The organism is Humibacter soli (assembly GCF_054779035.1).
This window is the reverse complement of record NZ_BAAGYX010000001.1, coordinates 1,137,782-1,164,025: the sequence shown is the minus strand read 5'-3', so window position 1 is coordinate 1,164,025 and position 26,244 is coordinate 1,137,782. Positions and strand designations below refer to the sequence as shown.

The window sequence follows — 26,244 nt, the reverse complement described above, 5'->3', positions numbered from 1 at the left end:
TTAGCGAAGAGACCATGTGCATCCAGGGTGCGGACCCTGAGCAGGGTCTGGGCGGCGATCGGGAGCGGGCCGTGGCGGCGGCACAGATGACGGTGGAGACGACGGATGCCCGGGGGCGGCGTCTTCGAGACGCGTCCCCGGGCATCCGTTGCCGGGCGTCGAGCCCGGATTCCCCCTGGCCGCTACACGTCGCGCCGCTTCACAAGCACCGCACCGATCACGAGGGCGAGGATGACCCACGCCACAAGAACCAGCACACCCTGGGTCCCATCGAGGGAGACCGCACCGCTCGGCACAGGAGCGGGGTGCGGGTCGGCGTACGCGTAGACCCTTCCACCTGCCTCCGACGGCAGGAAGTCCGCGATGTTCGACACCCACTGTGCCCGCGTGAGCTCACCGACGAGTCGCGCAGCGACGGGCAACACCAGAACGGTGCCGAGGATCGCCGCGATGCCGCCGGCCGAGCTGCGGATGATCGCACCGAACGCGAACGCGAGCATCGAGATCAGCGCGAGGTAGGCGGCACCGCCGAGGATCGGCAGCGGCACCCCAGACGCGAAGAGGTCGGCGTTCACGCCACGGGCGTTGTAGATGCCGGTCGCGACCACGGACGAGATGCCCAGCGAGACGATCGAGACGACGAACACCACGACGGCGAGCACGATGAGCTTGCCGAAGTAGGCGCCGAGCCGGCCGGGCACGGCGGTGAACGTCGAGCGGATCATCCCGGTGCTGTACTCGCCGCTGATCACCAGCACGCCGAGCACGGCGGCGACCAGCTGCGTGAAGTTGACGCCGATCGTCGATGCGGAGACGAGGGTGGCGGCGAGCGCGTTGGACGGCGCAGACGACAGGTTGTCGACGGGAGTGACCCCTGCGACGAGTGCCGAGAAGCCGACGGAGAACAGGATGACGAGCCCGAGGCACCACATCGTGGAGCGCAGGCTGCGCAGCTTGATCCACTCCGAGTTCAGCACTCCGCCGAAGCTGAGGCGGATGCCGTCGAGCGGGCTTGCAGGGACCGTGCCGGCGTTCGTTCCGGTTGCGGTGGTCATCGGGTCACCTCCGAGTGGTACTCGACCTCGTCCTGGGTGAGTTCGAGGTAGGCGTCCTCGAGGGACGCGTTGAGCGGGGTCAGTTCGTGCAGTGCTACGCCGGATGCCGCAGCGATGTCGCCGATGCGCGACGCGTCGAGGCCCGCGACCTCGAGCGCGCCGTCGTCGTACGACGTCACGGTGACGTCGGGGCCGGCGAGGGCGGCCGTGAGCTCCTGGGCGCGTGGGGTGCGCACCCGCACCAGCCGTCGGGTGGCGCCTGCGATCACGTCGGAGATCGGGGCGTCGGCGAGCACCCGCCCGCGGCCGAGCACGATCAGGTGATCGGCAGTCTGCGACATCTCGCTCATCAGGTGCGACGAGATGAAGACGGTGCGGCCCTCCGATGCGAGGTAGCGGCAGAACTCGCGCACCCAGCGCACGCCTTCGGGGTCGAGGCCGTTGACCGGCTCGTCGAGGATGAGCGTGTGCGGGTCGCCGAGCAGCGCAGCGGCGATGCCGAGACGCTGGCCCATGCCCAGCGAGAACCCGCCGACCCGCTTGTTCGCCACCGACTCGAGGCCGGTCATCGCGATCACGTCGTGCACCCTGCTCTTCGGGATGCCGTGCGTGGCCGCCAGCGCGCGAAGGTGGTTGAACGCGGTGCGACCCGTGTGCACCGCCTTGGCCTCCAGCAGCGCTCCGACCTCGTGGAGGGGAGCAGGATGCTTCGCGTACGGCTTGCCAGCGACCAGGGCGTGGCCGGCAGTCGGCTTGTCGAGCCCGACGATCATGCGCATGGTCGTGGACTTGCCGGCGCCGTTCGGGCCGAGGAACCCTGTGACGATGCCGGGACGCACCGTGAAGGAGACGTCGTCCACCGCCAGCTTGGGGCCGTACCTCTTGGTGAGGCCTTCGATTTCGATCATGTGCCCAACGTTATGGGAGGCACGGGCCCCAGACATCCACCCAGGGGATGACGCTGGCGGGTCGGCGGGATGAGGTCAGTCCTGAGCGTCCCTTCGCTGCGCCGCGAGAGCGCGCTCGACCGACGCGAGGTTCTCCGAGACCAGGCGGCGCAGCGCGGCGGGCTCCTGGTTCGCGTCGAGCCATGACCGGGTGGCGTCCGCGAGCCGCTGGTCGACCAGCGGGAACGGGTACATGCCTTCGACGAGGTACTCCGCGATCTTGTAGGAACGAGATGCCCACACCGACTGAAGTGCGTTGAAGTACCGTGCGACGTAGGGCTCCAGGAGCGAGGTGTCGTGCACGCGCTGGAACCCGATGCCGGTCATCCGCACGATCGTGTTCGGCAGGTCGTCCGAATCGAAGACGCTCGACCACGCGGCGCCCTTGCCGTCGGCGGTGGGGATGGCGGCGCGAGCCTGTGCGGCGGCCTGGGCTCCGGTCGCGGTGTTGTCCGCGGCGAGGGCTGCGTCGATCTCTGCGGCACCCGCCTGGCCGCCGGCCACGAGCGAGGTGAGCAGCTCCCACGCGAGGTCGGTGTCGATCGTCAGGTCGTCGAGCACGATCGAGCCGTCGCGCAGGCCGGCCACCTTGGCCAGCTGGTCGGCCGTCGACGCGAGCGCGGCGAAGAACTTGACGAACTGGAACTGCGCGTCGCTGCCCGGCTCCGCGTCGGAGGCGAGCTGCCACAGCGCGTCCGCCGACTCGGTCCTTGCCGCTTCACGCCGCTCTGGAGCGACGTACGACGACACGCTCAGCACGAGCTGGTTCAGCGTGGTGCGCAGCGTCGTCGACTCGGTCTCCGAGCCGATGTTGCCGAGCACGAGGCGAACGTAGTCGCTCGCCGGCGTCTCCGCGTCGCGCGTGGCATCCCACACCGACCCCCACACCAGCGAACGCGCCAGCGGCGACTCGATGTCGGAGAGGTGCTCGATGGCGACCTTCAGCGACGCTTCGTCGAGGCGGATCTTCGCGTACGCGAGGTCGTCGTCGTTGATCAGCACGAGGTCGGGACGCTTCACGCCGACGAGCTCCGCGACCTCCGTTCGCTCGCCGTCGACGTCGAGCTCGAGACGCTGGTCGCGCACCAGTCGCCGACCGCCTTCGGTGTCGCGCAGGTTGTAGAGGCCGATGGCGAGGCGGTGCGGCCGCAGCGTCGGGTAGTCGGGCTTCGCGCTCTGCAGCACGGCGAACCCGGTGAACGTGCCGTCGGCGTCCACGGCGATCTCGGGGCGCAGCGTGTTCACGCCGGCGGTCTCGAGCCAGAGCTTCGACCACGACGTGAGGTCGCGTCCGCTCGTCGCCTCGAGTTCCACAAGCAGGTCGCGCAGCTCGGTGTTGGAGTGCGCGTGCTTCTTGAAGTACTGCGAGACGCCCGCGAGGAAGTCGTCCTGCCCGACCCACGCGACGAGTTGCTTGAGCACGGAAGCGCCCTTGGCGTACGTGATGCCGTCGAAGTTCACCTGCACGTCTTCGAGATCGTTGATGGTGGCGACGATCGGGTGCGTCGAGGGCAGCTGGTCCTGGCGGTACGCCCAGCTCTTCTCCATGGCGGCGAACGTGGTCCACGCCTCATGCCACTCGGTGGCCTCTGCCGTGGCGAGCGTCGACGCGTACTCTGCGAACGACTCGTTCAGCCACAGGTCGTTCCACCACTTCATCGTGACCAGGTCGCCGAACCACATGTGCGCGAGCTCGTGCAGGATCGTGACGACCCGGCGCTCCCTGATCGCGTCGGTCACCTTGGAGCGGAACACGTACGTCTCGGTGAACGTGATCGCGCCCGCGTTCTCCATCGCGCCGGCGTTGAACTCCGGAACGAACAGCTGGTCGTACTTGGCGAACGGGTAGGGCACGTCGAAACGCTCTTCGTAGAACGCGAAGCCCTCCCTGGTCTTGTCGAAGATGTAGTCGGCGTCCATGTACTCGGCAAGCGAGGCACGCGCGTACACGCCGAGCGGGATGACTCGGCCATCGCGGCTCGTCAGCTCTGACTGCCAGCTCGTGTACGGTCCGGCGATGAGCGCCGTGATGTACGACGAGATCACCGGCGTCGGCTCGAACACCGTTGTCTTGATCGGTCCGGCGAGCTCCACGGATGCCACGGGGGAGTTGCTCACGACGGCCCACTCGGCCGGGGTCGTGACGGTGAAGGTGAACTCGGCCTTGAGATCCGGCTGCTCGAACACCGGGTACATGCGACGGGAGTCCGGAACCTCGAACTGCGAATAGAGGTACACCTCGCCGTCGACGGGGTCGACGAAGCGGTGGAGGCCCTCGCCGGTGTTCGTGTAGCGCATGTTCGCCACGATGCTGAGCTCGTTCTCGTCGTCGAGATCGTCGAGCTGGATGCGCACGCCGTCGCTCACGTTCGACGGGTCGAGCGCCGTGCCGTTGAGCACCACGGAGAGCACCTCGTCGGTGATCGCGTCGATGAAGGTCGACGCGCCCTTCTTCGCGGAGAACCGCACGGTGGTCGCGCTGAGGAACGTCTCATCGCCCGTCGTCAGGTTCAGTACGACGTCGTAGCTGTGGGTGTCGACGATGGCGCGGCGTTCGGCCGCTTCGATGCGAGTGAGGTTCTCTCCTGGCACGTGGCTCTCCTAGGTATGGGTTGCGGCTTGTGTTGACGCGGACCCGTGTCGTGTACGGCGTCCAACGCCCAAGCCTACGGCGTGCCCCGATCCCGGGGTCGGCGGTCTCCAGTCCTCGCGCTCGGGGCACCGACGCTTAGATGGATGACATGACCGACGTTGACTTCTGGTTCGACCCCTCATGCCCATGGGCCTGGATGACCTCCCGCTGGGTGGACGAGGTCGCACCCCACCGCGAACTGAACGTGACCTGGCACATCATGAGCCTGTATGTGCTCAACGAGGACAAGGACATCTCCGAGTCCTATCGCGCGATGCTGCCGCGAACGCTGCGGTACGCCCGACTCGTGACGGCGGTGGGGGAGCTTGCAGGCCAGGCGGCAGTCAAGCCGCTCTATGACGCGCTCGGCACGCGCATCCACCCCGGTCACCGCAAGGATGTCGACGAGGTGATCTCCGAGGCGCTCGCCGAGGTCGGGCTGCCTGCCGACTACGCGCGCTACGCCGACTCCGACGAGTTCGACACCCGGCTGCGGGCCAGTCACAGCGATGGCATCGACCGCGTCGGCCAGGAGGTCGGGACCCCGGTCGTCGCGGTGAACGGAACCGCGTTCTTCGGCCCGGTGATCTCACCGACACCGCGCGGTGAGCAGGCGCTCACGTTGTGGGACGGCGTCGTCGCGGCGACCTCGTACGACGGCTTCTTCGAGCTGAAGCGCACCCGCACACGCGAGCCGATCTTCGACTGAGCGGCGTCCCTAAACTGGGAACTATGCGCATCCACATCGGCACCGACCACGCCGGGCTCGAGTTCTCGGAGACCCTTCAGCAGCACCTCCGCGACGCCGGCCACGAGGTGATCGACCACGGTCCGAGCTCGTACGACCCGCTCGACGACTACCCGGCGTTCTGCATCAACGCGGCCAAGGGCGTCGTCCTCGATCAGCAGGCCGGCGTCACGGCGCTCGGCGTCGTGTTCGGTGGCTCGGGGAACGGTGAGCAGATCGCGGCGAACAAGGTGCTGGGCATCCGTGCCGCACTGGTGTGGAACGAGAGCACGGCCCTGCTCGCGCGCCAGCACAACGACGCCAACGTGATCGCGATCGGTGCGAGGCAGCACACCGTCGAGGAGGCGATCTCGTTCATCGACACCTTCATCGCCGAGCCGTTCTCGCTCGAGGAGCGTCACGTGCGCCGCATCGGCCAGCTTGCGGAGTTCGAGGCGACGGGCGACATCGCAGGCAAGAACGTCGACCGGTAACCGCATGCCAGAGGGTCACTCCGTTCATCGCATCGCCCTGCAGTTCCGCCGCAACTTCGTCGGCAAGCGCGTCGCCGTGAGCTCGCCGCAGGGGCGGTTCAGCGAGGACGCGAAGCTGATCGACGGGCAACGGATGACGGATGCCCGTGCAGTCGGCAAGCAGATGTTCCTGGAGTTCGAGAATGGACTCTGGCTGCGGGTGCACCTCGGCATCTACGGCGCGTGGGACTTCGCAGGCGAGATCACCGTCGACGACACGATCAGTTCAGCAGGCGGTCGCATGGGCCAGACCAACCAGCACGGAACGCTGGTGGACTCGCGGGGTGAGGACTCGCTCGCGAGCATGGGAGCACCACGACGTGCCCGACTTCGCATGTCGGAGTCGGAGAAAGAGGATGACTCAGCCTTCGTCTTCCCGCCGGAACCGGTCGGTGCCGTGCGCGTTCGGCTGCTCACCGACACGGCGGTCGCCGACCTGCGTGGTCCTACCGCCTGCGAGGTGATCGACGAGGCACGCGCCGCCGAGATCATCGGCCGTCTCGGACCGGATCCGCTCATCGATGACGGGCCGGAAGTCGAGGAGGCCGTCGCCCGCGCGATCACGTCGAAGCAAAGCCCCATCGGGCTGCTTCTGATGGACCAGTCGGTGGTGAGCGGCATCGGCAACGTCTACCGCGCCGAACTGCTCTATCGCGCCCGCCTCAACCCGCACACTCCGGGAAAGAAGGTTCCCTTGGAGACCGCTCGTGCGTTGTGGCGGGACTGGGCGCACCTGCTCGACGTCGGCGTGCGCACGGGCCAGATGATGACCATGGATGACCTCAGCCCTGAGCAATGGGCGCAGGCCATGGCCAAGCGCGAGGACAGGCACTGGGTGTACAAGCGGGAAGGGCTCCCGTGTCGAGTCTGCGGGACGCACATCGTGATGGAATCGATGGCGTCCCGCAAGCTCTACTGGTGCCCCTACTGTCAGGCGTGACGGGTCGGCTGCCGCCGACTCGAGCGGCTACTTGGCGATGTGCGAGAACAGCAGCCAGCGGTCCTTGTCGAGGCCGCGCGCGATCTCGATCGCGACATCCTGGCTGGTCTGGTCGATCTCGTCGAGCTCGCGCACGGCCGTGTTGACGGCCTCGAGAGCGACGTCGATCTGACCGATGAACTCCGCGATCGACTGGTCGGACTGCACGAAACCGTCGCTGAGTGCAGGAGCCTTCGTGTTGGCGGCGACCGTGGCGATACGGGCGTCGATCGGCAGCCCGAGGGCGACGATCCGCTCGGCGGCCGTGTCCGCCCAGTCCTGCACGTGGTCGATGACCGTGTCGAGAAGCTCGTGAACGCCGATGAAGTTCGCGCCGCGAAGGTTCCAGTGCGCCTGCTTGCCGTTCACGACGAGCGCCTCGAGCTCGAGGACGACCGGGGTGAGGAACTGCGCGGTGCCCGCTGCGACGTCCGGGTTGGTGGTGGCCTTGGGAGTGGTCACGGTGGTGCTCATGGAAAGTGTCCCTTCGCTCGTCTATCTGCCCTTCAACGCTACGCGGACGGTGGCATTCCGCAAGCAAGCGAAGGCTGGGCTTACACGCCGAGCGATCAGGGATTACTTGCCGGCACCCAGCCCGTTGACGATGAGCAGGATGTTCCCGATGAGGGCGAGCACGCCTGTGACGAGTGAGATCCACGCAACGGCCCTGGTGCCCGTGTACAACCCGCTGCCGTAACCGCGAACCCTCACGAGTGCCCAGATGCTGAGGCCCATTCCGAAGACGGAGAGCGGCTCGAGCATCCACCACACCCACGCGGTGAGCGAGAGCACAAGGCCGATGATGGCGATGAGGAACGAGCGCTGCTTGCGTGTCGCCTCCTGCTCCGGCGTGAAGGACTTGCCTTTCGGCGGCTCGTCTCCCCAGGCGGAGACCGGGGGAGCGGCGGAGGTGGCGGAGCGCTGTCCGTACTGCGGCTCTGGGGTCTTCGTGCTGGTCTGCCGCTCGGTCGCGGCGCGTCGGCGTCGGTCATCCATCAGCGTCGTGCGTGCCTCGACGAGTGCCTGCACCTCGGGGTCGTCGCTGCCGAGCTGCGTCGCGTCGGCGCCTGCCGCCTGAACTCTCTTCGAGTAGGTCGCGAGAATCTCGCTGACCTCGGCGTCTTTGTCGACCCCGAGGATCGCGGCGGCTTCGTCTGGTGTCATCGTCGAGGACCTTTGCTCGTGTGGCGTCCGCCGTGGCGGTGGTGTGCAGTTCGCCGCACAGGGATGAACCGAGCGACGTTCAGAAGAGATTCTCCCAAAAACCGGGAGTGCTCCGTGCACGCTCGCGCTCGGCGGCCGTCCGAGGTCGCCGCACGGCGCGCTGTGGATGCCCGTTCAGTGCACGGTCAGGGTGTCATCCTGCCCGGAGACACGGTAGTCGCTGGGCTTCGCCTGCGTCGTGACGACGTTGTGGTCGCCCTGCACCATCACGGCGCCGAGCGCCGGTGACGTGATCGAGTTGTTCTGCCCTGTGACCTTCACCGACCCGATGGAGTCGGCGTCGAGCGCGATGCCGTTGCCCCTCAGCACGACCGAGCCGACGCGATCGGAGATCGTGATGCTGTCGGACTCGCCATCGACCTCGAGAGCTGCCGCATGGTCGACCTGCACGGTGTTGCCGTCACCGACGACGATGACCTCGCCGCAGCGTCCCGTGACCATCTGGTTGTGCGATGCGCCGTCGAGCTCGATCGACTCGCCGGAGCTGCAGTGGTGCGCGCCGCCGGTCGTGTAGTGAGTCGCGTCTTCGGACGGCCCCGTGGTGCCCGAGCACCCGGCGAGAACGACCAGCGCGGCACCCGCGATCACCATCGTCGCGGCGCGAAGGGCGGCGTGCAGTCGCGTCGGCATCCGCCCATACTGACAGACCGAAGTAGCGACTCCGCAAGGCTTGACTTTGCGTTACGTGTGGCGCAGCGTCGCGGTTTCGCGCGGGCCTTCCCGCAGAATCGAATGGCCCTGACGACACCCTTGCGGGCGCCCTCAGAGCCATTGGAGGGGATGACGGGAATCGTCCCCACCGCCCCTCCACCCACCGCTGCGCGGTGCGCGGAGCCACTGGCGGCGTGGGCCCACCCAAGGGTTCGATTCGCTGTGCACACGAATGGCTCTGATGACACCCTTGCGGGCGCCCTCAGAGCCATTGGAGGGGATGACGGGAATCGAACCCGCACCATCAGTTTGGAAGACTGAGGCTCTACCATTGAGCTACATCCCCGGGCGGCGGTGGGCCGCTGTGCAAGTGTAGTGCATGCGGGGCGGGCGGCTGGAATCGACCGGCACGGACATCCTCTTTCGTTCGCTAGACTGTCCGAGGTCATTCGGCTTGCCATGCGCCCTGGCGTGTGCCCGGCTGGGTCGGACCTCACGGGTCCACCACGATCCGGGGCGTAGCTCAGCTTGGCTAGAGCGCCCGCTTTGGGAGCGGGAGGCCGCAGGTTCAAATCCTGTCGCCCCGACAAGGACTGTGACCGAAACACTTTGAATAACAGGAGATCTCCCACGTGAAGACCACGGTCGAAAAGCTGAGCCCGACGCGGACGAAGCTCACCATCGCAGTGACCCCGGACGAGCTGAAGCCCAGCATCAAGCACGCTTACGAGCACATCGCAGAGCAGGTCGACGTACCCGGCTTCCGCAAGGGCAAGGTGCCGCCGCCCATCATCGATCAGCGTGTCGGCAAGGGTGCCGTTCTGGAGCACGCCGTGAACGAGGGGCTCGACGGCTTCTTCCGCACCGCGGTCGAGGAGAACGACGTGCGCCCGGTCGGTCGACCGGAGGCCGACATCACCGAGTGGCCCAGCGACAAGGACTTCTCCGGCGACCTCATCGTCGCCATCGAGGTGGACGTGCGCCCGGAGATCACCCTTCCGGAGTACGACGGCCTCGAGCTGACGGTGGAAGCCGCCGAGATCACGCCCGACGACGTCGAGGAGGAGCTCGACCGCTTGCGCAGCCGCTTCGGCACGCTGGTCACGGTCGACCGCCCCGCCAAGAAGGGCGATTTCGCACAGCTCGACCTGGTCGCCACGATCGGCGAAGAGCAGATCGACACCGCGAGCAACGTCTCGTACGAGCTGGGCTCCGGCGAGCTCGTCGACGGCATCGACGAGGCCCTCGACGCCCTGTCGGCCGGCGAGACCACGACCTTCACCTCGAAGCTGCTCGGCGGCGACCACGAGGGTGAAGACGCCGAGATCACCGTGACGCTGAACGCCGTCAAGGAGCGCGAGCTTCCCGAGGCCGACGACGACTTCGCGCAGATCTCCAGCGAGTTCGACACCATCGGCGAGCTCCGCGAGAGCCTGCGTGGCGAGGCTGCCCGCAGCAAGACCTTCGCTCAGGGCAACGAGGCGCGCACGCTGCTGGTGGACCGCCTGCTCGAGCTGACCGACATCCCCGTTCCCCAGGGTGTCGTCGAAGACGAGGTGCACCGTCACCTCGAGTCCGAGAACCGCCTGGAAGACGACGTGCACCGCGCGGAGGTCACCGAGGCCAGTGAGAAGTCGTTCCGCACCCAGATTCTGCTCGACGACATCGCGCAGAAGGAGAACGTCACCGTCAGCCAGGACGAGCTGACCAACTACCTCGTGCAGGCCGCCGCGCAGTACGGCATGGACCCGAACGAGTTCGTCACGGCTCTCGGCGAGAACGGCCAGATTCCGCAGATGGTCGGCGAGGTCACCCGCAACAAGACCATCGCCGTGCTGCTCGGCCGCGCCGTGGTCAAGGACAGCAAGGGCAAGCCGGTCGACCTGTCCGAGTTCGCCGTCGTTCAGGACTCGGCAGAGGATGCCGCAGCCGACGACGCGCAGGCCGCAGACGAGACCGAGGCAGAGGCCGCAGCGCCAGAGGCAGAGGCGACCGAAGAGAAGCCGAAGAAGAAGTCCAGCAAGGCGAAGAAGGCGTAGCCGTCTGAGCAGTGCTCGGAAGGAAGGGGGTGGATGCGTTGCATCCGCCCCCTTCTTGCAGTGAGCCGATCTTGCGTCGAGCAGGCGGAATGTGCTGGGGTACTCGCTGGGCGTAAGACGACGAGGAGGACCGTTCGATGGCCGATTGGGACAGCCAGTTCGAAGCCGTCTGGGCCGACGAGAGTCTGACCGACGCGGATCGCATCGATCGCATCGACCGTCTGGCCGGGGTGTGGGGCGACAACGCGATCGCGCTGTTCCACAGGGCCGGAGCCCGAGACTCCGCCGGCCTCGAAGAAGAGGCCGAGCCGTTGTACCGCCGTGCCCTGCTGCTCGGACTCGACGACGATCATCGCGTGCGGGCGGTCATCCAGCTCGCGAGCACGTTGCGCAACCTAGGACGAGTGCACGAAGCGGTATGGATGCTCGGGGACGAGTACGCCAACCATCCTGCGTCTCCCTACCGTGACGCGGTCGCCGCGTTCTACGCCCTCGCCCTGGCGACCAGCGGTGAGACGCGACGCGCGACCTCGATCGCCCTCGGCGCACTCGCCCCGCACCTGCCGCTCTACCGAATCTCCGTCGCGAACTACGCGAGGGACCTCACGTACTGACTCGTTCCGCGCCGCCTGCCCCCACTCGCCCCACCCACCCGCGCCTTTCGTCGTCGAGCCACCACCTCCGCGTCGAGCCACCACCGAATCGGTGCGGCTTGGGTGGTGGCTCGACGGTCGGGTGGTGGCTCGGCGAGGAGGCGGCGTGGGCTCTGCCCACGGCGAACAGGCCCGTGCCGTTGCGTTGCCTTCGATAGATTCGAGAGCACGTAAGAAAAGGAGCACGTTCATGGCCGAACCGACACTGCAACCCAGTGTTTTTGACCGACTGCTGAAGGATCGCATCATCTGGCTCGGCTCGGAGGTGCGCGACGACAACGCGAACGAGATCGCCGCCAAGCTGTTGCTGCTGGCCGCCGAGGACCCGAAGCGCGACATCTACCTCTACATCAACTCGCCCGGTGGCTCGATCACCGCAGGCATGGCCATCTACGACACGATGCAGTTCGTGCCGAACGACATCGTCACCGTGGGAATCGGTATGGCGGCCTCCATGGGCCAGCTGCTGCTGACCGCGGGAACCAAGGGCAAGCGCTACATCACCCCGAACGCCCGAGTGCTGCTGCACCAACCGCACGGTGGCTTCGGCGGAACGGCCAGCGACATCCAGACGCAGGCCCAGCTCATCCTCGACATGAAGAAGAGGCTGGCTGAGATCACCGCATCCCAGACCGGCAAGACCGTCGAGCAGATCAACGCCGACGGCGACCGCGACCGCTGGTTCACCGCCCAGGAGGCGCTCGACTACGGCTTCGTCGACCACATCAGGGAATCGGCCACCGACGTCATCGGCGGCGGCGGAACCCAGGAGTAGGCGAGAGAGAACGAAGGAAACGACACAGATGGAAACCCCGAACTTCTCCGGACTGGCCGGTGGCGCCTCGCGCGTACAGATGCCGGGCTCGCGTTACATCCTGCCCAGCTTCGAAGAGCGCACCGCATACGGCTACAAGCGCCAGGACCCCTACGCCAAGCTCTTCGAGGATCGCATCATCTTCCTCGGCGTGCAGGTGGATGACGCCTCGGCCGACGACATCATGGCCCAGCTGCTCGTGCTGGAGAGCCAGGACCCCGACCGTGACATCGTGATGTACATCAACTCGCCCGGTGGATCGTTCACGGCCATGACAGCGATCTACGACACGATGCAGTACATCCGTCCGCAGATACAGACCGTCGTGCTCGGCCAGGCCGCCTCCGCGGCTGCGGTGCTGACCGCGGCAGGCACGCCCGGCAAGCGTCTCGCCCTGCCGAACGCCCGCATCCTCATCCACCAGCCCGCTGTCGGCGAGGCCGGGCAGGGGCAGGCGTCGGACATCGAGATCCAGGCCAACGAGATCATGCGCATGCGCACTTGGCTCGAGGAGACGTTGTCGCAGCACACCGGCAAGGATGTCGCGCAGGTGAACAAAGACATCGACCGCGACAAGATCCTGTCGGCCGAGGAGGCCCGCGAGTACGGTCTCATCGACCAGGTGCTCACCAGTAGGAAGAGCCTTCCGGCGCTCACCGCGAAGTAGCACGCAGACACACCGGAAGCGGCGGCGGATCAGGATGTCCGCCGCCGCTTCTCGCGTCGTGCCGATGGGTCGGCACGCGGGAGGCAGAGCTCCCGTCCAATGTCGGCGCCACAGGTTAGGCTCGTAAAAAGCAGCCCACTCGGGAGGTTCCATGGCTCGCATCGGAGAAAGCGCCGACCTGCTCAAGTGCTCATTCTGTGGAAAGAGCCAGAAGCAGGTGCAGCAGCTCATCGCGGGCCCCGGCGTGTACATCTGCGACGAGTGCGTCGAGCTGTGCAACGAGATCATCGAAGAGCGCATGGCCGAGTCCGGTGAAGAGAACTCCGGCCAGTTCGAGCTGCCGAAGCCGAAAGAGATCTTCGCTTTCCTCGAGGAATACGTCATCGGCCAGGAGCCGGCGAAGAAGGCGCTCTCCGTCGCTGTCTACAACCACTACAAGCGGGTTCGGGCGCGCACCACTCTCGGGCCGGCCGAATCCGTCGGCGAAGACGTCGAGATCGCCAAGTCCAACATTCTCCTGATCGGGCCGACCGGCTGTGGCAAGACCTATCTGGCGCAGACCCTCGCCAAGCGGCTGAACGTGCCGTTCGCGTTCGCCGATGCCACAGCTCTCACCGAGGCCGGCTATGTCGGAGAGGATGTCGAGAACATCCTCCTCAAGCTGATTCAGGCCGCCGACTACGACGTCAAGCGCGCCGAGACCGGCATCATCTACATCGACGAGGTCGACAAGATCGCCCGCAAGGCCGAGAACCCGTCGATCACGAGGGATGTCTCGGGCGAGGGCGTGCAGCAGGCGCTGCTGAAGATTCTGGAGGGCACCGTCGCGTCGGTGCCTCCGCAGGGCGGGCGCAAGCATCCGCACCAGGAGTTCATCCAGATCGACACGACGAACGTGCTGTTCATCGTTGCGGGCGCGTTCGCGGGACTCGAAGACATCATCTCGTCGAGGGCGGGCAAGAAGGGCATCGGCTTCGGCGCCCCGCTGCACAGTAAGGGCGACGACATCAACCTCTTCAGCGAGGTGCTGCCCGAAGACCTGCACAAATTCGGTCTGATCCCGGAGTTCATCGGGCGTCTGCCCGTGGTGACGACCGTGTCGCAGCTGGACCGCGAGGCGCTCATCCAGATCCTCACGGTGCCGAAGAACGCGCTCGTCAGGCAGTATCAGCGCATGTTCGAACTCGACGGCGTCGAGCTCGACTTCGAGTCAGCAGCTCTCGATGCCATCGCCGATCTCGCTGTTCTGCGGCAGACGGGTGCGCGAGGTCTCCGAGCCATCATGGAAGAGGTCCTCGGGCCGATCATGTTCGAGGTGCCGTCGAGCGACGAGGTCGCGCGTGTTGTCGTGACCCGTGAAGCGGTTCTCGACAACGCGGCGCCCACGATCGTTCCCCACCGCCGCACTCGCCGCGAAGAGAAGTCCGCTTAGGACGTGGCGAGCGAACCTGCCGTCGTGAAGCCACGGCGGCTTCGTTCGGGTGACCGCGTCGCCATCGTCGCGTCGTCATGGCCCGGTTCGACCGTCTTCCCGCACGTGTACCGTGCGGGACTCGAGACGCTCGAGTCCGAACTCGACCTGATCCCCGTCGAATATCCGTCGACGAGGTTGTCTCCGCACGAGGCGTGGCTCGACCCCGAGGCGCGAGCCGCGGATGTGAACGCGGCCTTCGCCGACCCCGAAATCGCGGCCGTGATCGCTGCGATCGGCGGTGACGATTCGATCAGAATCCTGCCCCATCTCGATCTGGAGACGATCGGCCGGAATCCGAAGGTGCTGCTCGGGTACTCCGACACCACGACGCAGCTCACGTGGCTCGCGCAGCACGGGCTCGTCACTTTCAACGGGCCGGCGGTGATGGCGGGGTTCGCCCAGGCGGCGAACTTTCCGGGGCTGATGCGCCATGTGCGCGACATCCTCTTCGAACCGCAGCCCGAATACGAGTACCGGCCGTACCCGCGGTGGGCCACCGGCTACCCGGACTGGGGTCAGCAGGACGGCACGAGGGTGAATCGGCTGCGCAAGAACGACGGCTGGCGATGGCTGAGCGGTTCGGCCCCGAGGAACGGACGACTTTTCGGTGGCTCGATCGAGGTGTTCGACATGATGGTCGGCACACGTTTCTGGCCTTCGCCGGAGTTCTTCGAGGGACGGATGCTGTTCCTTGAGACCTCCGAAGACGTTCCGCCGCCTGCTCAGGTGGGGTACTGGCTGCGCAACTTCGGCGCCCAGGGAATCTTGAACCGCATCGCCGGACTACTGATCGGCAGACCCCGCGGCTACACGGCCGACCAGGTGCGCGAGCTCGACCGCATCGTGGTCGAACGACTCGAGGAGTGGGACGTAGGCGACATCCCCGTCGTGATCGGCGTCGACTTCGGCCACACCGACCCGCAGTTCGTGATGCCGAACAACGTGCTCGCCGAACTCGACCCGGATGCCCGGCGATTCCGGTTGCTCGAACCCGCCGTCGTCTGACTGTGACCGTCCATGGATGACCGCCCCTGAGGGCGTCTGAAGCACACTGTCCCCGCAGCCATGAGGTCACAAAGACGGTCGCCATCACAACCGTGGAAGAGGCAGTGCGGTGCGCGTAGCATCGCGGATGACGGTGCCGTCCACGCATACGGCGACGGTGCCGGAACGAGAACGGGGATGCGATGGACGCGAACATGACGGCCGAGATGATGCACACGATGTCGATGGACACCTTCGGCATGCCGGCCATGGACATGATGACGATGCAGCGCTGCATCGAGGCGTGTTCGGCCTGCGAACAGGCGTGCACCATGTGCGCCGACAATGCGATGGCCGACGGCATGATCAAGTGCGCGTCGATGTGCATGGACTGCGCGGACGTCTGCAACACGATGATGCGCATGATGATGCGTCCCAACGGGTTCGACATGCCTTCGATGCAGGCGATGCTGCAGGCTTGCGTGACCATGTGCTCCGCCTGCGCCGACGAGTGCGGGAATCACGCAACCATGAGCGAGACTTGCCGCATGTGCCAGATGGCGTGCGAGACGTGCGTCGCAGCGTGCCGCGCGATGATGGACATGTTCGCCGCGGCGGAGTCCGCCTGATCCTCTGAACCGAACGATCGGACCGGTTCGTCGACTATTCGACCTCGGCAGACTGCTCCGGCCGGTGCAGCACGTTGAACCTGCGAGAACCCGCCGAGAGAACGTTGTAGGAAGGGTGCAGCGCCACCGGCTCGCCGGGGGAGACGACTTCGGCGAGATCGCGGTGGTTCCAGAGCGCCATCGGGGTTCCGTCCATGGTGAAGGCGTCCACCCAGCCGTCCTCATGCACCGCGGCGACGATCAGGTCCTGCCATTGCGACGGCGTTGCCGCCGCAAGCCGCAACTGCAGGGCGTGCAGGCCGTGGCCGGGCCGGATGTCCGCGCACATCTTGCCGAGCTCGCACACGCATTCCGCGGTGTGGTGCTGATCGGCACGGATGGTCATGATGCGGCTCCCTGATCGTGAGGTTCGACTGGTTCAGGGTACGGGGGCGTTCCCGCCTGCACATCTCGAGTCGTCACACACCGAAACACGGCGGGCGGCGTCAGCGATAGGCGACGCGATCCGAAGGCCGTATGGTCGGGTCATGAGCAATGGACTCGGGCCCGGCTCGATGGGTCCCGTGACGATGAAGAGCGGCGAAGGAGCCGTGCCAGGGCTGCCTTCGGTCCCCGAGCGGGTCGGCGGCAGGGCACGATGGTTCTGCCTCGGCCTCACGACGGGAATCGTCGGCACCTTGATCGCTGTCGTGACGGTGATGTCACTGACTCGCTGAACTGCTGATCGAGCCGGGGTCAGCTGAGTCCGCGACGGTGCAGCAGCGGTTCGATGACGGCGTCGCGCCCACGGAAGTCGCGGTAGGCCGCCAGGGGGTCCTTCGATCCGCCGACTCCGAGCAGGCGCCGACGGAATCGCTCGCCGCCCTCGCGCGAGAGCCCCCCGTTCTCCTTGAACCACTCCACCGTGTCGGCGTCGAGCACCTCGCTCCAGATGTAGGAGTAGTACCCAGCGTCGTAGCCGCCGGCGAAGGTGTGGGCGAAGTACGTGCTCGAGTAGCGCGGATGCACGGCGGGATCATTCAGCCCGGCATCCGCGAGGGCGCCCGCCTCGAACTCCTCGACCGATGCGATCTCGTCGTCGGCGCCGATGCGGTGCCATGACTGGTCGAGCATGGCTGCGGCGAGGTACTCGCTGGTGAGGAAGCCCTGGTTGAACGCCTCGGAGGCCCGGATGCGCTCGACCAGTTCTGCCGGCATCCGCTCGTCCGTCTCGTAGTGACGCGCGTAGTTGTCGAGCACCTCCGGCCACAGCAGCCACATCTCGTTGACCTGACTGGGGAACTCGACGAAATCGCGGAAGACGGCGGTGCCGGCGAACTTGGGGTACGTGGTTCGGGCGAACAACCCGTGAAGCGCGTGTCCGAACTCGTGGAACAGGGTGCCGACCTCGTCGTAGGTGAGCAGCGTCGGCTCTCCCTCAGCGGGCTTGGGCACGTTGAGGTTGTTGACCACGATGGTCGAGCCGCCCACCAGATCGGTGCGCGTGCCGAGCTCGTTCATCCATGCCCCACCGCGCTTGGAGTCGCGCGTGTAGAGGTCGTTCAGGTAATGGCCGAGCGCAGAGCCGTCTTCGTCGAACACCTCGAAGACGCGGGCATCGGGATGGTAGGCGACCAGGTCGGGGCGTTCCTCGAAGCGGATGCCGTACAGCCGGTTCGCTGCGAAGAAGACTCCGTCGCGCAGAACTCGCTCCGCCTCGAAGTACGGGCGCATCGCCGCCGTGTCGACGTCGTACTTCGCCGCGCGAACCTTCTCCGAATAGAAGGACCAGTCCCATGCCTCGATGTCGTGGCCCGCCTCCTGACGCAGGTCGGCCTTCTCGGCGGTGGCGTTGGCAGCGGCCGCCGGTGCGAGTCGGGAAAGCATGCCGGCGACGGCATCCGGGGTCTTCGCGGTCTGCCCTGCCGTGACGTACGCGGCGTGGTCGGCGAACCCCAGCAGGCGTGCGCGCTCAGCCCGCAGCGCCGTGATGCGCAGCACCAGATCGCGGGTGTCGAACTCGCCGCCGCGGGCACCCCTAGCGCGTGAGGCGGCCATGACCCTGGCCCGCACGTCACGGCTGACCAGCCGAGCGAGGTACGGGTGCCCTGTCGGCAGCACGAGGGTGATCAAGTACCCGTCGAGACCTCGCTCGCGTGCGGCCTCCGCGGCGGCCGAGACCTCAGCGGGCTCCAGCCCGGAGAGTTCCGCAGCATCCTCGACGTGCACGGCCAGATCGTTGGTGTCGGCGAGCAGGTTCTTCTCGAACCTGGTGGTCAGCGTCGAGAGCTCCGCGTTGAGCTCCTTGAGGCGAGCCTTGTCCTCCTCGCCGAGACCCGCGCCCGCAAGGGTGAACTCCTCGAAGTAGCGCTCGACGAGATACCGGGACTCGTCATCGAGGTCGAGACCGTCGAGCTGTTCGTGAACGGAGTGGATGCGCGTGTAGAGGAGCGGGTCGAGCGTGATCGCATCCTGGTGAGCGGCGAGAAGCGGAGCGACCTCCTCTTCGATGGCGCTGATGTCGTCGTTCGAGTCGGAAGAGCTCTTGTTGAAGAACACCTCGGCCACTCGACGCAGGGTCTGGCCCGAGCGCTCGAGGGGGAGGAGCGTGTTCTCGAAGGTCGGGTCGGACTCGTCCGCGATGATCGCCGCGACTTCCTCGCGCTGCTCGGCGAAGGCCTGCTCGAAGGCCGGCACGTAATGTTCGTCTCGGATTTCAGCGAACGGCGGGAGCCCGTGCGGCAGAGTACTGCGGATGAGCAGCGGATTGGTCGTCATAATGTTCAGCCTAGATGCGTCGAGTTCCTAGGCTTGCGGCATGGCATCCCACGACAACGAGCGCTACCTGCACGGACACCACGAGAGCGTGCTGCGCTCACACTCCTGGCGCACGGCGGAGAACTCGGCCGCCTACCTCGTTCCCCACCTGCGCCCGGGGCTGCGGGTGCTCGACGTGGGCAGTGGGCCCGGCACGATCACCATCGACTTCGCGCGACTCGTGGAGCCGGGAACCGTCGTCGGCATCGACGCCTCGGAGCAGGTCGTGACGAACGCCAACGGCCTCGCCGCCGACAACGATCTGCACAACGTCACGTTCCAGGTGGGCGACGCCTATGCCCTCGACTTCGAGGACGACACGTTCGACGTCGTGCACGCGCACCAGGTTCTGCAGCACCTGGCCGACCCGGTGGCCGCTCTGCGCGAGTTCCGACGAGTGCTGAAGCCCGGAGGCATCGTTGCCGCACGCGACGTCGATTACGGCGCGACGGTGTGGCATCCGGGTCTCCCGGGGTTGGCGAGCTGGCTGCGGATCTACGAGGACGCCGCGCGCACCAGCGGGGGAGAGCCCTTCGGAGGGCGTCACCTCAAGTCGTGGGCTCTGGCGGCTGGGTTCGAGCACGTCGAGACCTCGGCCTCGGCGTGGTGTTTCTCATCGGAGGCGGAGCGCGAGTGGTGGGGCGGCTCGTGGGCGGAGCGCGCCACGGAATCCGACTTCGCCGCCAGGGCCATCGAGGGCGGGCACGCGACCATCTCGGACCTCAATCAGGTCTCACAGGCATGGAGGGACTGGGCGGCGGCGCCCGATGGCTGGATCGCGCTGACGCACGGGGAGATCATCGCGAAGGCGTGAAGCGGCGGCCCCGGCGAGCGGATGCAAAGCAACCGTTGCAAAGAGGCTGTTGCAAAGAAGTAATTGCAAAATAAGGGTTGCAAAGAAAGCGTTGCATGTATAGCATCGGAGTATGACAACCGATGAGCACGAGCGACCGCCTGCCGATGTGGCATCGCAGCTGCGACCCACTGACCGACGAGTCGACCTCGCCTCGCTGAAGGTGCTGGCGCACCCGCTGAGGGTGCGCATCATGGACGAGCTCTCGAAGTTCGGCCCTCTCACCGCGAGCGGCTTGGCGGAGCGGCTGGGCGAGTCCAGCGGGGCCACGAGCTATCACCTCAGGCAGCTCGCCAAGCACGACTTCGTGCAAGAGGTCGAGGGCAAGGGCAGTGCTCGCGAGCGATGGTGGCGCAGAACGCCGATCGGCATCTCGATGGACCCGACAGAGCTCAGCGAGACCCCGGCGGGACGCGAGGCCTACGACATGGTCAACCGCGAGTTCCGCCGTGGCCAGGAGGAGGCGCTCATCAGCTTCATGTCGCGTGGCGCCGACATCCTGTCGGAGGACTGGATGTCGGCGAGCTCCATCTCGACGTCGAACCTGCGGATGACCGCAGGAGAACTCACCGAGTTCGCCGCCAAGGTCTACGCCGCCCTCGACGAGGTTGTCATCGCCTACCGCGACCGCGAGCAGCCGGCGGGGGCTCGTCCCGTTCAGATCCAGTTCAACGCGTTCCCGATCATCGGGGGAGAAGAGCAGAAGTCATGAGCACGATCGGTCTTCAGAACACGCGCCGGTTCGCCGTCGAGCGCACCGTCATCCGCTTCGGCCGTGCTCTCGTCGCGTGGGGAGAGCGGCGAGAGCGTCTCGACGCCGAACGACGAGACCTCTATCGCAGGCAGGCCGACGTGCGCGACCAGCAGTCGGCGCGCTCGGCTTTCGCCCGTAGCCAACTGCTTCCCTGACCGATCAGCCGGCGATATCCTCGTCGTCGCCGTAGGCGTCGCCACCCGGCTGCGACACGGTCGCCGTGTCCTCACCAGGGTGATAGCGGATGACCGTGCCATCGTCGAGCTCGACGACGGGGCGCCCCTCGAGCCAAGTGAGAGTCCAACGCCACGTCGAGGCGTCGACGTCGAGGGCATCCAACTCGTCCTCGACGGCCACCACAGCGGACTTCACGACGGAGGGAAGGCTCTCCGGCGTGGTTCCTCCGACCGGCCAGCGTGTCCCGAGCTGCATCGTCAGTGCTCTTCGCGGCGAAGACGGTAGACGATCAACTCGGACGCGTCGGCGATCTCGTCGTAGAAGGCGCGGGCATCCGTGTCGTCGGGCTTCGCGAGCCACTGCACGATGCCGACACCGCTCTCCGCGGCTTTGGCGGCGACGGCCTCGATCAGCGATCGTCCGTATCCCTGCTCCCTGTGCTCCTCGAGCACGAACAGGTCGTCGATGTGCAGAGCGTGGTCGCCGTCCAGCGGCCTCGGAACCTGGTGGAAGTGCACCAGTCCGACCAGCGAGCCTTCGTCGTCGACGGCGACGAGTCCGCGTTCGCTCGACGCAGGGTCGATCAGCCAGCTCCAGACGAGCAGCGCACCCTGATCGGTGAGTGCTCGGCCGTAGAAGGCCGCGTAATCCTCGTAGAGGGCGAGCCAGCTGAAGAAGTCGCCGTCAGCCGGCTCTCGAATCGTGATTCCCATCAGTCCCCCTTGCCACATTCCGGTGACGGAATGCGCACCGTGATCTAAAACCTATCCGCCCAGAGGCCCCCGGGCGACCTCTATGCGGACGCGTCGTCGCCGAGTTCGACATCCACCGACACCTCGTCGCCCGCCGTGAACTCGAGATTCGCGATGCGACCGACCGCGCGGATGTCTGCAGCGGCCTGTTCGACGGCCCAGAGTTCCTCTTCTGGAGCAGTCACAACGGCACGCGCGATCGGCGCCTTCTGCGACGCCTTGGCCGAGGTCTTGGCGCGCCGGATGCCCGTGAGCACCTTCGACGTCGCGGTGAGGACCAACGGGGTCGCCTCGCCTGCCGCCTCGGCGAGCGCATCCCCCGTCGGCCAGGTCGCGAGGTGGACCGACCCGCTCTCGAACCACGACCAGGTCTCTTCGGTGGCGAACGGGATGAACGGCGCGAAGAGTCGCAGCAGGGTCGACAGCGCGAGCCGAAGGGCGGCCGCGGCAGAAGCCGAACCCGCGCCGTCGCCGTACGCGCGCTCCTTGACCAGCTCGAGGTAGTCGTCGCAGAACGTCCAGAAGAACGACTCCGTCAGTTCGAGCGCTCGCGCGTGGTCGTAGCCGTCGAGCGCCTTCGTGGCCTCGTCGACCACGATCGCGAGCTCAGCGAGCATGCTGCGGTCCAGCGGCTCACGGATCGCCTCGGCGCTGTTCGGGGCGGTGCCGTCCTCGCCGGAACCGCCCGGGAAGCTCAGGATGAACTTCGCGGCATTGAGCACCTTGATGGCGAGCCTGCGCCCGATCTTGATCTGGGTCGGGTTCTGCGGGTCGAACGCCGCGTCGGTGCCGAGACGACTCGACGCCGCCCAGTAGCGCACGGCATCCGAGCCATGCTGGTGAAGGATGTCCGCGGGCGTCACCACGTTGCCCTTCGACTTCGACATCTTCTTGCGGTCGGGGTCGACGATGAAGCCGGAGATGGCGGCGTGCGCCCAGGGTGCGACACCCTCTTCGAGCTGCGACCGCAGCGCGCTGGAGAAGAGCCAGGTACGGATGATGTCCTGACCCTGCGGGCGTAGGTCGTACGGGAACACCGCGCCGAAGAGCTCGGGGTCGCGTTCCCAGCCGCCGGCGATCTGCGGCGTCAGCGAGGACGTCGCCCAGGTGTCGAGGATGTCGACCTCGCCGACGAACCCGCCTGGGACGCCGCGCTGCGACTCGTCGTACCCTGGCGCCGTGTCGATCGTCGGGTCGACGGGCAGCTGCTCGCGCGTCGGCAGGATGGGGGAGTCGTGGCGGGTCTCGCCCTGCTCGTCCACCGGATACCAGACGGGGATCGGAACGCCGAAGAACCGCTGGCGTGACACCAGCCAGTCGCCGGAGAGCCCGCCGACCCAGTTCTCGTAGCGCACCCGCATGAATTCGGGGTGCCAGTCGATCTGCTTGCCGAGCTCGACGAGCCGGTCGGCCAGAGCCTCATCACGTGCACCGTTGCTGATGTACCACTGCCTGGTGGAGACGATCTCGAGCGGACGGTCGCCCTTCTCATAGAACTTCACAGGGTGGGTGATGGGCTTCGGGTCCTCCAGCAGGTCGCCCGACTCCTTCAGCAGTTCGACCATCGCCTGCTTCGCGGAGAACACGGTCTTGCCCGCCAGCGCGGCGTACGCCTCCTTGGCGGCGTCGGTCGCCAGCGCCTCAGGGGGCTCCGGAAGGATGCGCCCGTCGAAGCCGATCACCGCGCGGGTGGGTAGATCGAGCTCCCGCCACCACGTGACATCCGTGATGTCTCCGAAGGTGCAGACCATGGCGATTCCGGTGCCCTTGTCGGGCTCGGCGAGGTGGTGGGCCAGCACGGGCACCTCGACGTCGAAGACGGGGGTGCGCACGGTCTTGCCGAACAGCGGCTTGTAGCGCTCGTCGCTGGGATGCGCAACGAGGGCGACACAGGCGGGGATCAGTTCGGGACGGGTCGTGGCGATGACGACGGGTCCGCTGTCGCCGTGGAACGAGATGGTGTGGAACGCGCCCGGCTGGTCGCGGTCTTCGAGCTCGGCCTGGGCGACGGCGCTGCGGAACGTGACGTCCCAGAGCGTCGGTGCCATGGCCTGGTACGCCTCGCCGCGCTCGACACTGCGCAGGAACGCGAGTTGCGACACGAACAGCGACTCGTCGCCGATCGTGCGGTAGGTCTGGGCCCAGTCGACGGACAGTCCGAGGTCTCGCCAGAGCGCTTCGAACTGCTTCTCGTCTTCGACGGTCAGCTGCGCGCACAGCTCGATGAAGTTGCGTCGCGAAATCGGCTTCTGGTCGGCCGCGCGGGAGCTCTTGTTGTCGCCGCCCTCGTACGGCGGCACGAAGTCCGCCTCGTACGGCAGCGACGGGTCGCAGCGCACGCCGTAGTAGTTCTGAACCCGGCGCTCGGTCGGCAGGCCGTTGTCGTCCCAGCCCATGGGGTAGAAGACGTGCTTGCCGCGCATCCGCTGGTAGCGGGCTATGACGTCGGTGTGGGTGTAGCTGAAGACGTGCCCGATGTGGAGCGAGCCGGAGGCCGTGGGCGGAGGGGTGTCGACGGAGTAGATGGCACCGCGACCGTCGCGAAGAGCGGCCTCCCTCGGGAAGTGATACGTGCCGTCGGCGCGCCACCGTTCATCCCACACCTGCTCGAGCCCCTCGAGCGCCGGCTTGTCAGGAATTCGTCCGAAAGCGTCTGAACTGGGCTGGGCGTCGTTCTTCTGGACGTCGGTCATGGCGGAACTCCATTGCGGTATGTGCGGCACCGTGTCAACTGGTGCCTGAGTGTGGGATGACCGCCAGTCTACCGGAGCCCCGTTCAGCCTGCGACGGCCCCCACCTGCTCCGACTCGAGCACATCGTCGGAGTCGACGATGTCTTCACGCCGCCGCTTCGCGATGGATGCCGCCGCCAGCGCCGCGACGAGCGTGATCGCAGAGAGAATCGCCAGCACCACGCCAGGGTGCCACCACGCTTCGTGCGTGGCGAGGCCGAGGGCATCCGTCACGAGCGGGATCAGCCCCGAGATGGCGGCAGCCACGGCGTACGCGATCGACAGGGCGCTGTACCTGATCGACTGACCGAAGATGTCAGCCATCAGGCCGCCGAGACCCGCCCAGCTGAGTGTCGGGAAGATGCCGCCGATGATCATGGTGCCGACGAGGATGCCGAAGGTGGCGTACTGCAGCAGGAAGTACATCGGGAACGCGATGACCAGCGTCGTGAGCGCTCCGAGCCAGACCACGCGGGCCGAGCCGATCCGGGTCGCCCAGAGACCGAACAGCGGGATGGTCACCAGCTGCAGCAGACTTCCGATCGTGGTCGCGGTGAAGACTTGCGTGTAGTCGAAGCCGAGCGACGTGACCCCGTAGTTCGTCGTGTACGTGTTCATCAGCGCGTAGGAGCCGATGCCGAGCAGCGCTGCGCCGATGGCGACGATCAGTGCGACCGGCTGTCGGCGGAAGACGTCGAGCACCGGCACCCTGTCGAGCTTCTTCGCAGTGGCGAGGTGCGAGAACACCGGCGTCTCATCGATCGAGATGCGCAGGTACAGCGACACGGCGAGCAGCGGGAGCGCGATCAGGAACGGTATCCGCCACCCCCATGCCGCCATGTCGGCCTGGCTCAGGGTCGCGCTCAGCACGAGGAAGAGCACTGAGGTCACGATGGTGCCGATCGGCGAGCCCAGCTGGGGTATCGCGGCGTAGAAGCCGCGGCGCTTCGCGGTGGAGTGCTCGACGCCGACCAGGATCGATCCGCCCCACTCGCCTCCGAGCGAGATGCCCTGGATGACCCGAAGCGTCACGAGCAGGATGGGCGCCGCGATGCCGATCGTGGCGTATCCGGGCAGAAGGCCGATCAGCGTGGTGGCGACACCCATGATGCCGATCGTCCAGATCAGGGTCGCGCGGCGGCCGATCCGGTCGCCGAGGTGCCCGAAGATGATCGCGCCGATGGGGCGCACGAAATAGGAGGTCGCGAGCACGAGGAAGGCGTAGAGCTGCCCGGCCACCTTGTCTTCGGTCGGGAAGAACACGGCCGCGCTGAACACGGCGCTGAAGTAGCTGAAGACGTAGAAGTCGTAGGACTCCAACGACGTGCCGACCAGAGAGGCGAGGGTCACCCGCCAGGCGTTCCGGTCTGCTGTTCGAGAGGCGATGGCTGTGGAATCGGTCACGGGCTTCAAGTGTGGTGCCTGTGTGGCCTCGGGTGGTGGATGTTACCTCCAGCGTTACGTTCGCGACCTTGTGGATGCCAGCACCGTGGAACTCCTCGGCGTCGAGTCATCAGCCGGCGGAGTCGAGCCACGTGAGCACGGCGAGCACTCGGCGGTGGTCTGATCCGGAGTCGTCGAGGCCGAGCTTGACGAAGATGGCCGACACGTTCTTCTCCACGGCGCCGACGCCGACGTGCAGCCGATCGGCGATCGCCGCGTTGGTGCGTCCCTCCGCCATCAGCTGAAGGGTCTCGCGCTCCCGCGGGGTGAGGGCCACGAGAGGATCGGCTCGCCGGTCGACGAGTTGGGCGACGACCTCGGGATCGAGCACCGTTCCTCCCGCGGAGACCCTGACGACGGCATCCGTCAGCTCCTCGAGAGAGGCGACCCGGTCTTTGAGCAGGTACCCCATGCCGCCTGCGCCGGTGCCGAGCAGCTCCCTCGCGTAGGTGGTCTCCACGTACTGGCTGAGCAGCAGCACGCCGCAGGACGGATGCGCCGCGTGCAGCGCCAATGCAGCGCGCACGCCCTCGTCCCTGAACGTCGGCGGCATGCGCACGTCGAGCACGGCGACGTCGAACGCAACGCTCTCGGCTGCCGTGAGCAGAGCGTCGGCATCGCCGAACGCGCCTGCGGTGACGAAGCCCGCCTCCTCGAGCACGCGGATGAGCCCCTCACGCAGCAGCACGGAATCGTCCGCAAGCAGCACACGGAGGGGCTCGGTCACGCA

General features: G+C 66.8%; 27 protein-coding genes and 2 tRNA genes. 15 read left to right on the top strand and 14 right to left on the bottom strand.

Going from position 1 to position 26,244, the window contains the following annotated elements; translation table 11 throughout:
• Nucleotides 1–182 precede the first annotated feature (182 nt).
• From ACYVDN_RS05430 to pepN, 3 genes are all read right to left on the bottom strand, one after another.
• Nucleotides 183–1,055 (bottom strand): ABC-2 transporter permease, encoded by an 873-nt coding sequence (locus ACYVDN_RS05430; RefSeq protein WP_460569190.1) that lies wholly within the window; start codon nucleotides 1,053–1,055, stop codon nucleotides 183–185.
• Nucleotides 1,052–1,963 (bottom strand): ABC transporter ATP-binding protein, encoded by a 912-nt coding sequence (locus ACYVDN_RS05425; RefSeq protein WP_460569188.1) that lies wholly within the window; start codon nucleotides 1,961–1,963, stop codon nucleotides 1,052–1,054. Before ACYVDN_RS05425 ends, ACYVDN_RS05430 begins: the two co-directional genes overlap by 4 nt.
• Before the next feature lie 75 nt (nucleotides 1,964–2,038).
• On the bottom strand, nucleotides 2,039–4,594 hold the full coding sequence (gene pepN / locus ACYVDN_RS05420; protein WP_460569186.1) for a M1 family aminopeptidase: 2,556 nt from the start codon (nucleotides 4,592–4,594) through the stop codon (nucleotides 2,039–2,041).
• Nucleotides 4,595–4,743: 149 nt separating this feature from the next.
• On the opposite strand from pepN, the gene ACYVDN_RS05415 reads away from it, so the two are divergent.
• From ACYVDN_RS05415 to ACYVDN_RS05405, 3 genes are read left to right on the top strand one after another with little or no spacing between them, the layout of a single operon-like run.
• Nucleotides 4,744–5,343 (top strand): mycothiol-dependent nitroreductase Rv2466c family protein, encoded by a 600-nt coding sequence (locus tag ACYVDN_RS05415; protein ID WP_460569184.1) that lies wholly within the window; start codon nucleotides 4,744–4,746, stop codon nucleotides 5,341–5,343.
• A 23-nt stretch (nucleotides 5,344–5,366) separates the two neighbouring features.
• A complete protein-coding gene (locus ACYVDN_RS05410; protein ID WP_460569182.1) occupies nucleotides 5,367–5,855 on the top strand; it encodes an RpiB/LacA/LacB family sugar-phosphate isomerase in 489 nt (162 codons plus the stop codon).
• A gap of 4 nt (nucleotides 5,856–5,859) precedes the next feature.
• A complete protein-coding gene (locus tag ACYVDN_RS05405) occupies nucleotides 5,860–6,834 on the top strand; it encodes an Fpg/Nei family DNA glycosylase (RefSeq protein WP_460569180.1) in 975 nt (324 codons plus the stop codon).
• Nucleotides 6,835–6,861: 27 nt separating this feature from the next.
• On the opposite strand, the gene ACYVDN_RS05400 is transcribed toward ACYVDN_RS05405, so the two are convergent.
• The 4 genes from ACYVDN_RS05400 to ACYVDN_RS05385 all read right to left on the bottom strand — a co-directional run bounded on the left by ACYVDN_RS05400 (nucleotide 6,862) and on the right by ACYVDN_RS05385 (nucleotide 9,094).
• Nucleotides 6,862–7,347 carry a Dps family protein gene (locus ACYVDN_RS05400; protein WP_460569178.1) on the bottom strand — a complete coding sequence of 162 codons (486 nt, stop codon included), beginning with the start codon at nucleotides 7,345–7,347 and terminating at the stop codon, nucleotides 6,862–6,864.
• A gap of 102 nt (nucleotides 7,348–7,449) precedes the next feature.
• On the bottom strand, nucleotides 7,450–8,037 hold the full coding sequence (locus tag ACYVDN_RS05395; RefSeq protein ID WP_460569176.1) for a hypothetical protein: 588 nt from the start codon (nucleotides 8,035–8,037) through the stop codon (nucleotides 7,450–7,452).
• 174 nt (nucleotides 8,038–8,211) lie between these two features.
• Entirely contained in the window at nucleotides 8,212–8,727 is a 516-nt protein-coding gene (locus tag ACYVDN_RS05390) for a DUF3060 domain-containing protein (protein ID WP_460569174.1), read from the bottom strand.
• Nucleotides 8,728–9,020: 293 nt separating this feature from the next.
• Nucleotides 9,021–9,094, bottom strand: a tRNA-Gly gene (locus ACYVDN_RS05385).
• A gap of 166 nt (nucleotides 9,095–9,260) precedes the next feature.
• Between ACYVDN_RS05385 and ACYVDN_RS05380 the strand changes: the two genes are divergently transcribed.
• The 8 genes from ACYVDN_RS05380 (at nucleotide 9,261) to ACYVDN_RS05345 (ending at nucleotide 16,008) form a co-directional block, all read left to right on the top strand.
• Nucleotides 9,261–9,335 (top strand) — tRNA-Pro (locus tag ACYVDN_RS05380).
• 45 nt (nucleotides 9,336–9,380) lie between these two features.
• Nucleotides 9,381–10,787: a trigger factor gene (gene tig / locus ACYVDN_RS05375; RefSeq protein WP_460569172.1), complete on the top strand. Its 1,407-nt coding sequence runs from the start codon at nucleotides 9,381–9,383 to the stop codon at nucleotides 10,785–10,787.
• Between the two features lie 137 nt (nucleotides 10,788–10,924).
• Nucleotides 10,925–11,401, top strand: coding sequence for a tetratricopeptide repeat protein (locus ACYVDN_RS05370; protein ID WP_460569170.1), 477 nt, complete (start codon nucleotides 10,925–10,927; stop codon nucleotides 11,399–11,401).
• A 229-nt stretch (nucleotides 11,402–11,630) separates the two neighbouring features.
• Nucleotides 11,631–12,215, top strand: coding sequence for an ATP-dependent Clp protease proteolytic subunit (locus ACYVDN_RS05365; protein WP_460569168.1), 585 nt, complete (start codon nucleotides 11,631–11,633; stop codon nucleotides 12,213–12,215).
• A gap of 28 nt (nucleotides 12,216–12,243) precedes the next feature.
• On the top strand, nucleotides 12,244–12,921 hold the full coding sequence (locus ACYVDN_RS05360) for an ATP-dependent Clp protease proteolytic subunit (RefSeq protein ID WP_460569166.1): 678 nt from the start codon (nucleotides 12,244–12,246) through the stop codon (nucleotides 12,919–12,921).
• A gap of 151 nt (nucleotides 12,922–13,072) precedes the next feature.
• Nucleotides 13,073–14,353, top strand: coding sequence for an ATP-dependent Clp protease ATP-binding subunit ClpX (gene clpX, locus ACYVDN_RS05355; protein ID WP_460569164.1), 1,281 nt, complete (start codon nucleotides 13,073–13,075; stop codon nucleotides 14,351–14,353).
• A 3-nt stretch (nucleotides 14,354–14,356) separates the two neighbouring features.
• Entirely contained in the window at nucleotides 14,357–15,400 is a 1,044-nt protein-coding gene (locus ACYVDN_RS05350) for a S66 family peptidase (RefSeq protein WP_460569162.1), read from the top strand.
• A 182-nt stretch (nucleotides 15,401–15,582) separates the two neighbouring features.
• The gene (locus ACYVDN_RS05345; protein ID WP_460569161.1) at nucleotides 15,583–16,008 is read left to right on the top strand and encodes a four-helix bundle copper-binding protein; all 426 of its coding nucleotides are present in this window, start codon (nucleotides 15,583–15,585) and stop codon (nucleotides 16,006–16,008) included.
• Between the two features lie 34 nt (nucleotides 16,009–16,042).
• On the opposite strand, the gene ACYVDN_RS05340 is transcribed toward ACYVDN_RS05345, so the two are convergent.
• On the bottom strand, nucleotides 16,043–16,393 hold the full coding sequence (locus ACYVDN_RS05340) for a hypothetical protein (protein WP_460569160.1): 351 nt from the start codon (nucleotides 16,391–16,393) through the stop codon (nucleotides 16,043–16,045).
• Nucleotides 16,394–16,535: 142 nt separating this feature from the next.
• Between ACYVDN_RS05340 and ACYVDN_RS05335 the strand changes: the two genes are divergently transcribed.
• Nucleotides 16,536–16,724 (top strand): hypothetical protein, encoded by a 189-nt coding sequence (locus tag ACYVDN_RS05335; protein ID WP_460569159.1) that lies wholly within the window; start codon nucleotides 16,536–16,538, stop codon nucleotides 16,722–16,724.
• A 19-nt stretch (nucleotides 16,725–16,743) separates the two neighbouring features.
• Here the strand turns inward: ACYVDN_RS05335 and ACYVDN_RS05330 are convergent, their stop codons facing one another.
• The gene (locus ACYVDN_RS05330) at nucleotides 16,744–18,765 is read right to left on the bottom strand and encodes a M3 family metallopeptidase (RefSeq protein ID WP_460569158.1); all 2,022 of its coding nucleotides are present in this window, start codon (nucleotides 18,763–18,765) and stop codon (nucleotides 16,744–16,746) included.
• 40 nt (nucleotides 18,766–18,805) lie between these two features.
• Here ACYVDN_RS05330 and ACYVDN_RS05325 point away from each other — a divergent pair, with 40 nt between their 5' ends.
• From ACYVDN_RS05325 to ACYVDN_RS05315, 3 genes are all read left to right on the top strand, one after another.
• Complete coding sequence (locus tag ACYVDN_RS05325; RefSeq protein WP_460569157.1) at nucleotides 18,806–19,618, top strand: methyltransferase domain-containing protein; 813 nt, start codon at nucleotides 18,806–18,808, stop codon at nucleotides 19,616–19,618.
• Between the two features lie 112 nt (nucleotides 19,619–19,730).
• The gene (locus ACYVDN_RS05320; protein WP_460569156.1) at nucleotides 19,731–20,369 is read left to right on the top strand and encodes an ArsR/SmtB family transcription factor; all 639 of its coding nucleotides are present in this window, start codon (nucleotides 19,731–19,733) and stop codon (nucleotides 20,367–20,369) included.
• On the top strand, nucleotides 20,366–20,566 hold the full coding sequence (locus tag ACYVDN_RS05315) for a hypothetical protein (RefSeq protein WP_460569155.1): 201 nt from the start codon (nucleotides 20,366–20,368) through the stop codon (nucleotides 20,564–20,566). Before ACYVDN_RS05320 ends, ACYVDN_RS05315 begins: the two co-directional genes overlap by 4 nt.
• Nucleotides 20,567–20,570: 4 nt before the next feature.
• Here the strand turns inward: ACYVDN_RS05315 and ACYVDN_RS05310 are convergent, their stop codons facing one another.
• From ACYVDN_RS05310 to ACYVDN_RS05290, 5 genes are all read right to left on the bottom strand, one after another.
• Nucleotides 20,571–20,843 carry a hypothetical protein gene (locus ACYVDN_RS05310; RefSeq protein WP_460569154.1) on the bottom strand — a complete coding sequence of 91 codons (273 nt, stop codon included), beginning with the start codon at nucleotides 20,841–20,843 and terminating at the stop codon, nucleotides 20,571–20,573.
• Between the two features lie 2 nt (nucleotides 20,844–20,845).
• Nucleotides 20,846–21,301, bottom strand: coding sequence for a GNAT family N-acetyltransferase (locus tag ACYVDN_RS05305; RefSeq protein ID WP_460569153.1), 456 nt, complete (start codon nucleotides 21,299–21,301; stop codon nucleotides 20,846–20,848).
• 80 nt (nucleotides 21,302–21,381) lie between these two features.
• Complete coding sequence (gene valS / locus ACYVDN_RS05300; RefSeq protein WP_460569151.1) at nucleotides 21,382–24,033, bottom strand: valine--tRNA ligase; 2,652 nt, start codon at nucleotides 24,031–24,033, stop codon at nucleotides 21,382–21,384.
• An 83-nt stretch (nucleotides 24,034–24,116) separates the two neighbouring features.
• Nucleotides 24,117–25,475, bottom strand: coding sequence for an MFS transporter (locus tag ACYVDN_RS05295; RefSeq protein ID WP_460569149.1), 1,359 nt, complete (start codon nucleotides 25,473–25,475; stop codon nucleotides 24,117–24,119).
• A 109-nt stretch (nucleotides 25,476–25,584) separates the two neighbouring features.
• Nucleotides 25,585–26,241 carry a response regulator transcription factor gene (locus ACYVDN_RS05290; RefSeq protein WP_460569147.1) on the bottom strand — a complete coding sequence of 219 codons (657 nt, stop codon included), beginning with the start codon at nucleotides 26,239–26,241 and terminating at the stop codon, nucleotides 25,585–25,587.
• Between the last annotated feature and the right edge of the window lie 3 nt (nucleotides 26,242–26,244).

What these genes read in the sequence shown, in the direction of transcription:
- ACYVDN_RS05370 (WP_460569170.1), top strand. Translation starts at nt 10,925, where the DNA reads ATGGCCGATTGGGACAGCCAGTTCGAAGCCGTCTGGGCCGACGAGAGT.
- ACYVDN_RS05340 (WP_460569160.1), bottom strand. Translation starts at nt 16,393, where the DNA reads ATGACCATCCGTGCCGATCAGCACCACACCGCGGAATGCGTGTGCGAG.
- ACYVDN_RS05410 (WP_460569182.1), top strand. Translation starts at nt 5,367, where the DNA reads ATGCGCATCCACATCGGCACCGACCACGCCGGGCTCGAGTTCTCGGAG.
- ACYVDN_RS05335 (WP_460569159.1), top strand. Translation starts at nt 16,536, where the DNA reads ATGAGCAATGGACTCGGGCCCGGCTCGATGGGTCCCGTGACGATGAAG.
- ACYVDN_RS05305 (WP_460569153.1), bottom strand. Translation starts at nt 21,301, where the DNA reads ATGGGAATCACGATTCGAGAGCCGGCTGACGGCGACTTCTTCAGCTGG.
- ACYVDN_RS05345 (WP_460569161.1), top strand. Translation starts at nt 15,583, where the DNA reads ATGGACGCGAACATGACGGCCGAGATGATGCACACGATGTCGATGGAC.
- ACYVDN_RS05360 (WP_460569166.1), top strand. Translation starts at nt 12,244, where the DNA reads ATGGAAACCCCGAACTTCTCCGGACTGGCCGGTGGCGCCTCGCGCGTA.
- ACYVDN_RS05395 (WP_460569176.1), bottom strand. Translation starts at nt 8,037, where the DNA reads ATGACACCAGACGAAGCCGCCGCGATCCTCGGGGTCGACAAAGACGCC.
- ACYVDN_RS05425 (WP_460569188.1), bottom strand. Translation starts at nt 1,963, where the DNA reads ATGATCGAAATCGAAGGCCTCACCAAGAGGTACGGCCCCAAGCTGGCG.
- ACYVDN_RS05430 (WP_460569190.1), bottom strand. Translation starts at nt 1,055, where the DNA reads ATGACCACCGCAACCGGAACGAACGCCGGCACGGTCCCTGCAAGCCCG.
- ACYVDN_RS05365 (WP_460569168.1), top strand. Translation starts at nt 11,631, where the DNA reads ATGGCCGAACCGACACTGCAACCCAGTGTTTTTGACCGACTGCTGAAG.
- ACYVDN_RS05415 (WP_460569184.1), top strand. Translation starts at nt 4,744, where the DNA reads ATGACCGACGTTGACTTCTGGTTCGACCCCTCATGCCCATGGGCCTGG.
- ACYVDN_RS05320 (WP_460569156.1), top strand. Translation starts at nt 19,731, where the DNA reads ATGACAACCGATGAGCACGAGCGACCGCCTGCCGATGTGGCATCGCAG.
- ACYVDN_RS05405 (WP_460569180.1), top strand. Translation starts at nt 5,860, where the DNA reads ATGCCAGAGGGTCACTCCGTTCATCGCATCGCCCTGCAGTTCCGCCGC.
- ACYVDN_RS05325 (WP_460569157.1), top strand. Translation starts at nt 18,806, where the DNA reads ATGGCATCCCACGACAACGAGCGCTACCTGCACGGACACCACGAGAGC.
- ACYVDN_RS05330 (WP_460569158.1), bottom strand. Translation starts at nt 18,765, where the DNA reads ATGACGACCAATCCGCTGCTCATCCGCAGTACTCTGCCGCACGGGCTC.
- clpX (WP_460569164.1), top strand. Translation starts at nt 13,073, where the DNA reads ATGGCTCGCATCGGAGAAAGCGCCGACCTGCTCAAGTGCTCATTCTGT.
- ACYVDN_RS05315 (WP_460569155.1), top strand. Translation starts at nt 20,366, where the DNA reads ATGAGCACGATCGGTCTTCAGAACACGCGCCGGTTCGCCGTCGAGCGC.
- ACYVDN_RS05310 (WP_460569154.1), bottom strand. Translation starts at nt 20,843, where the DNA reads ATGCAGCTCGGGACACGCTGGCCGGTCGGAGGAACCACGCCGGAGAGC.
- ACYVDN_RS05400 (WP_460569178.1), bottom strand. Translation starts at nt 7,347, where the DNA reads ATGAGCACCACCGTGACCACTCCCAAGGCCACCACCAACCCGGACGTC.
- valS (WP_460569151.1), bottom strand. Translation starts at nt 24,033, where the DNA reads ATGACCGACGTCCAGAAGAACGACGCCCAGCCCAGTTCAGACGCTTTC.
- ACYVDN_RS05390 (WP_460569174.1), bottom strand. Translation starts at nt 8,727, where the DNA reads ATGCCGACGCGACTGCACGCCGCCCTTCGCGCCGCGACGATGGTGATC.